General features: G+C 53.9%; 4 protein-coding genes. 2 read left to right on the top strand and 2 right to left on the bottom strand.

Annotation, left to right across the window (positions count from 1 at the left end; all coding sequences use genetic code 11):
- Window positions 1–516: 516 nt before the first annotated feature.
- A complete protein-coding gene (locus MLC70_RS17985) occupies window positions 517–2,658 on the bottom strand; it encodes a TonB-dependent receptor family protein (RefSeq protein ID WP_248185832.1) in 2,142 nt (713 codons plus the stop codon).
- A 961-nt stretch (window positions 2,659–3,619) separates the two neighbouring features.
- Here MLC70_RS17985 and MLC70_RS17990 point away from each other — a divergent pair.
- Together MLC70_RS17990 and MLC70_RS17995 are read left to right on the top strand one after the other, a co-directional pair.
- Window positions 3,620–4,855: an alginate export family protein gene (locus tag MLC70_RS17990; protein WP_091855223.1), complete on the top strand. Its 1,236-nt coding sequence runs from the start codon at window positions 3,620–3,622 to the stop codon at window positions 4,853–4,855.
- 327 nt (window positions 4,856–5,182) lie between these two features.
- Window positions 5,183–5,380: a hypothetical protein gene (locus MLC70_RS17995; RefSeq protein ID WP_091855216.1), complete on the top strand. Its 198-nt coding sequence runs from the start codon at window positions 5,183–5,185 to the stop codon at window positions 5,378–5,380.
- A gap of 239 nt (window positions 5,381–5,619) precedes the next feature.
- On the opposite strand, the gene MLC70_RS18000 is transcribed toward MLC70_RS17995, so the two are convergent.
- On the bottom strand, window positions 5,620–5,840 hold a 221-nt coding region (locus MLC70_RS18000), incomplete at its 5' end, for a hypothetical protein (RefSeq protein WP_248185835.1).

A 5,840-nucleotide genomic window follows, 5' to 3' on the forward strand; every position in this document is an offset into this window, starting at 1 on the left:
TACGCCAACAAGAATGTTCGACTGGGTATGAGCTACATGGATGGCGAAGAAGCCAATGGCGACAGCGGAGATGAAGTGCGTGCGAGGTTACAATATGCGTTTTGACCGCATGGCGGGTTCTTGAATAAGCTTACCACTTGATTAGGGCACTGGTACGGGAAACATTGCGATCAAAAAACAATCGGAAAATTCAGTTAGAGTTCAGTTTAGCTTGATATAGTTCTTGCGAGTTAATGAAGTACTCAGGTTTTTAGGGCAGATATTCATCTGCCCATTTTTTTGTCTGCCCCGCTCTGAATAGAGCTCATCTGAAGTTTCTGGGTACATAGCTATCTGGCAATAATCAATTCCTGAAAAAGGGGCGCACCGACGCGCACGTGGAGTCGTCTGGCAGTCTGTCGGGATTAGGTTGTTAGGTCTCTCATAGCCAGAAAACCCCGGCTGGAAACCAGGGCTATGACAGAGAGGGAATGCAAAGGCGAACTCGCCGCCGATCAGTTGGCCTTGGGTTGTTGATCAGAAATTAACGCTGATCCCCAGCGAAGCGGTACGTGGCATGTTTGGCCTGGCGCCATCGGGCAAACGTGAAACAATTTGCTGTTCATCGAACAGGTTGTCCACTTTCAGGAAGACATCGGCACTGGCGGTCAGCGCGTAACGGCTGATGAAGTCGACCAGGAACAGGGATTCGGTCTCGTCCAGTTCGGTGGCCGTGTTGTTGCATCCCGCGCTCACACACATCTCATCGACGTAGGTAGTCACCAGATAGTTGTCCCAGCCGCTCTGGTGCTCCATGCCGACCCGCAGGCTCATCTGGTTTTCCGGAACGTCTTTGAGCTGCTCGCCTTTTTTCAGGCCAGAGGCAGCATTGTCCTTGCTGATTTCCGCCTGGGTAAAGGTGTAGGTAAGGCTGACCGGAAGGTAGAAGTCGCCCGCCTCGGTGCCGGTCTGGAGCTGGAATTCCGCACCGGCAATTTCAGCCTCGCCGGTTACGAAACTGCCAGAAGTGGCGTCATTGCTGCACGGCGAGCCCACTGAACAGTTTTCAGCCTTGTTGGAGAAATCGCTGTAGAAGCCGATCATTTCCGCGAAGAACGCATTGCCAAAGTAGCGGACGCCGGCTTCCCAGTTCTTGCTGGTTTCCGGTTCTTCGTTTGCCCTGGCACCACCTCCGAGAGGGGAGAAACCCCGGTGCACACCGCCCAGAACCTGCCAGCTTTGGGACAGGTCGTAGGTAAAGGAAGCGCCGGGCAGGAGTTCAGCGCTGTCATTGGTGCGGGTGCTGTCGACCGTTGTGCGGCCGGGATCAGCGTACTGGGTGCGGCTGGTTTTCACATCCTCGTAGCGTAGCGCAAGGTTGATGCTGAGTTTGTCCGTCGCCTGCCACATGTCGAGTGCCCAGAAGCTCAGGGCTTCGCCGGTCTCGAAGCGATTATTGCTGCCCGTTGGGGCCACGCTGTTCTGGAACACGAGGGAGCCATTGATCTGGTCGTAAACATCTACTGGCTGGAAGCGATCCATTTCATCTTCGTGGGTGCGGGCACCGAAATCGAACTCATGGTTGCCAATGTTTACATCAAAGTTTGTCTGAACGCCCTGGGAGACGTACTCCCTGGCGTTGTTCTTGTAATTCAGGCCGCTGGTGTCAACGGTACCATCGAGAATACCCTGGGCATTGGCGTCACCGGCGTTTGCCTGGTCGATGATGTTTCCGGCGCCACTGAGCTTGTACCAATTGCGTTTGAAGTCGTTGCGATAGAGGGTTGTGGTGCTGCTTACATTGTCGCTCCACTCGAACTGATGAGTCAGGCTGACACCGGAGTGAGTATTATCCATCTGGTCGGGACTGGAAAGCCCGTAGCGCCGGTTGGGGTCCTGGTTGAAGTCCGCATCCGTCAGTCCGACATAGGTCGAGTTGGAGGTTTCCTCGGAATACTGCAGCTTGGCGGTTACGCTCTGGCGCTCTCCCTGCCAGCGCAGTTTGCCGACATAGTCTTCGATATCAAAGCCGGTATCGCGGTTACTGCGGTCAATCTCCTTGAAGCCTTTCGCGGAGCGCTGGATGGTCTCAAGCAGGTAGCCCCAGTCGCCGGCCGTGTCACCGTAGGTTACATGAACGTCGGTGGAGCCGCGGTCGTTGGTGACGGTCTCAATATACCCCTGGCGCTGATCGGGAATGGGTGTGGAAATCAGGTTGACGACACCACCGGTGGTTTGCGGGCCATAGCGCAGCAGCGGGGCACCCTTGAGCACTTCCAGCGAGGACATGCGCTTCAGCGTCGGGAAATAATAGGCGGCCGGGTTAGAATAGGGGGCCGGCGCGATCAGAATGCCATCTTCCATCAGGGTAACATTGCTGCTTCGCTCGGCCGTGGCACCGCGAATGCCAATGTTAGGGCGCAGGCCCTGACCTTCCTCTTCCCGTACATACACGCCCGGGACGGTTTTCAATACCTGGTTGATGTCGGCCTCAACCTCGGTTTTCAACTGCTGATCGCCAACTACATAGCCTGACCCCGGCAGAGTTTGGGCTGCAGACGCATCGCCAATGATTTCCAGGGCTTCAAGGGTCTGGGGCTGGTCATCGCCAGCGGCAGAGCCCATGGCTGGGGCCAGGCTGATCGCCACAGCCAGTGATAGTTGGGAAGGTCTAAACATACGGTTGTTCTCCGTTATCATTGAATTTGCCGGATGCAGGTGATAATGATTAGCATTACATTTCGAAACTTTATGGTTTTGTAACTATTAAGTCAATAGCCAATTCTTATGGGTCGAAACGTGTCAACAGGCTGAAAACCGTCAACTCCCGCTTTTCCTTTATCGACCGAGAGGATTGTTCAGATAGCTTGCGGGTATGCCGATGCTAATGACGTCAACACCCTGCGCCATGGCCCGGTGTTCAAGCCGGACGCCGAGTGAAACCGCTTGAGGCAGAGTAGGGTCTGGCCAGCGCGCCGGCCTTCTCAGCCCTGGAGAATGCTGTGAGTGCCTAGGGTGTGCGGGTAATTCTATAAACTAGAGGCTGCCGGGGAGGGTCACGAGATTTACTCTAGGCTGTGTATAGGGTCAGAGCTACGGCATCCTTCAGCGTCAAATCAAGTTGATTCTGAGAGGCGTCAAATTGTTTGTCGCATTATGCTGGTTTACTAAGCAGCCTCGCCGAACTGGAGCCGAGTCTGGGTTGTTCCTGCTGGTCTACTGGAGTTCTCGTTTTTCTGTCGAGTTTTCCGCCTCTCCGATCCGCATTTGGGGTTCATTGCCTTTGGCAGGCTGACTATGGGGCAGCTGTTAAATCTGCAAATGATCATTGGTGGCTTTTTCTAGGATTTGAGGAAATAAGCGCCGCACAGTCCTTCAAGCCCAGAGGTATCTCAATGGAATGAGCCGCAAACGAGGCCCGTAGGGACGGCTCTGTGAGACGGATGAGGTGATGGCACCTTGTCCTGCTCGTTTTGTCTGTGAGCTTTTGGAGGTACCCCTTGCGAGTCAGGCTCAATCTGACCGATATCAAGGTTGCCGCGGACATAGGCGCCCTAAACTGAATTATCGACTCATGAATGAAACATTGACTCCACTCACCCCTTATACGGCCACAGAAGGTACCACTAGGATGAAAACGATGCTAACGCCGCTCCCTGCCAGGAAAGGCCAAAGAAACCAGAAGTCGTTGCTGGCCTTGGCCATTGGTTCACTTCTGGCCTCTTCCGCGACGCCTGTCCTGTCCCAGACCCTTACCGACGCCTTGACCGGGGGAGCGGTTTCGCTTGAAGTTCGCTACCGTTACGAATTTGTGGATCAGGACAACCCTCTCGATCAAGCCCATGCTTCCACCGTTCGAACCCGACTGGGGTACCGGACTGGTGATTTCCAGGGGTTTGAGGTGTTTGCCGAGGCGGAAGATGTGACCGCTGTGGGGAATGAGAACTACAATAGCACCATTAATGATACAACCGATCACTCAGTGGTCGCTGATCCGACGGAAACCGAAGTCAACCAAATTTACGTACGTTACAAAGGCCTTCCGGATACCACACTGACCTATGGTCGTCAGCGCTTTGCTCTGGACAATCACCGGTTTATAGGCACAGTTGGCTGGCGCCAGAATGAGCAGACCTTCGATGCCTTTATCGGCGCCAACGAGTCGCTTCCAGACACGACGATTACAGCGGGCTATCTTTACAATGCTAACCGGATATTCTCGGACGCCAGCCCGAATGGCAATTTCCCCATGCAGTCGCCGATTCTTAATGTTCAGTATCAGGGGTTGGCCGCCGGAACCCTTACCGCCTACGGATATCTGTTCGACTTTACCACCGCAGACGTCAACTCAACCCAGAATTTTGGCTTGCGATTCACTGGTGGCACCGATGTAACGGAAGACGCCAAAGTCCTGTACACTCTGGAGTACGCAATCCAGAAGGACTATGCAGACAACCCGCAAAGCTTTGAGGCCGCCTATTGGCTGGCGGAAGCGGGCCTCGCCGCGTATGGCGTTACGGTCAAGGTGGGCATGGAAACCCTGGAGTCGGACGACGGCCGATCATTTCAGACTCCTCTGGCTACGCTTCACGCAATGAACGGTTGGGCCGACCAGTTCTTGGTCACCCCGGACGATGGCCTGCAGGATCTTTACGTATCGGCGGGTGCCGCAGTAAAGGGAGTCAAGTTGCTGGCCATATTTCATGACTACAGCAGTGACATCAATAGCTTGAGCTATGGCTCTGAGCTGGGGCTGCTGGCTGCCTACCCAGTCAACAAACATTACACGGTGGGTGCCAAGTTCGCCAGCTATGCCGAGGATGGTCGCGGTGTGGATACGGACAAGGCCTGGTTGTGGGGACAGGTCAAGTTCTGACTTTCTCACTGTTGCGTTAATCAGACATCCGCCTGAAAGAAAGCGGAGTCACCCCGACCGAGGGGAAGATAATCCGAATGGCAAGGGCCACTGGCTAACGGTGCGGTCGAGGAGGCCTCAGGAAGTTTTCCGCACACAACACGAATCGCGGTCAGCTCTGTTACGCAGGCGTGTGGCTGGCCGGCGATCATCCGCGACTTACGGGTCTTTAAGCCCTCCGCGAATGGTTTCAAGGACGGCGCTCGGTCCGTGGCAATGTCATAAATTTACAGAAATTGATGTGTTATCTATGCTTTATGCAGAAGCTAAACAACAAGGAGAAACAAGATGGGTAAAGCTATTAATGGTAAGTTCGAGAACATGGATCAGGCACACAATACGCGAGACGACCTTATTGGCAGCGAAATTCCACAGGATCTGATCTATATTGATAAGGATGAGCAGACGATCCGGGTGATGTTGCCGGCGGAGGAAGCAAGAGAAGTCTATGAAATATTTGACCGACACGGTGTCACTTATAAGTGAACGCTCGTTAACATAGATCCCTGATCTTCAAGCCGCCTTCTTTCGCCTTAGCTCCACTCGCATGACGTTAATACCGCCTGTGCGACCCAGCCGATCAACGTGGCGAGAGGCCCATAGGAGATGACGCCTTTATAATCCACGTCATAGGGAGCAAGCTCTTCCGCCAGATCGATATAGACCCTCGGGGTGACAAAATTGTTTTTGCTTTCAAAAGGTTCCTTTAAGCTGTCGCGAGTGGTTTACCCACCAACCATCAGATCTTTTAACCAACCCTGCTTCAGGCAGCGTTTGAACTCGCTGTGGCTCAGTTCCCTGTAGATGACGGTTATGCCCAGAAGCTCTGAAACAGCAACGCCCCCCCACACCGCGCCGCAAAAAGGTAGACTAAGGAGGCTCTGAATAAGTCTCAAAATCAGCGATAATACGGTCATCGTCAACTGCACAGGATTCGTTGCCACCA

This window comes from Marinobacter goseongensis, from assembly GCF_023156235.1.
In the GTDB taxonomy this organism is placed as follows: Bacteria; Pseudomonadota; Gammaproteobacteria; order Pseudomonadales; family Oleiphilaceae; genus Marinobacter; species Marinobacter goseongensis.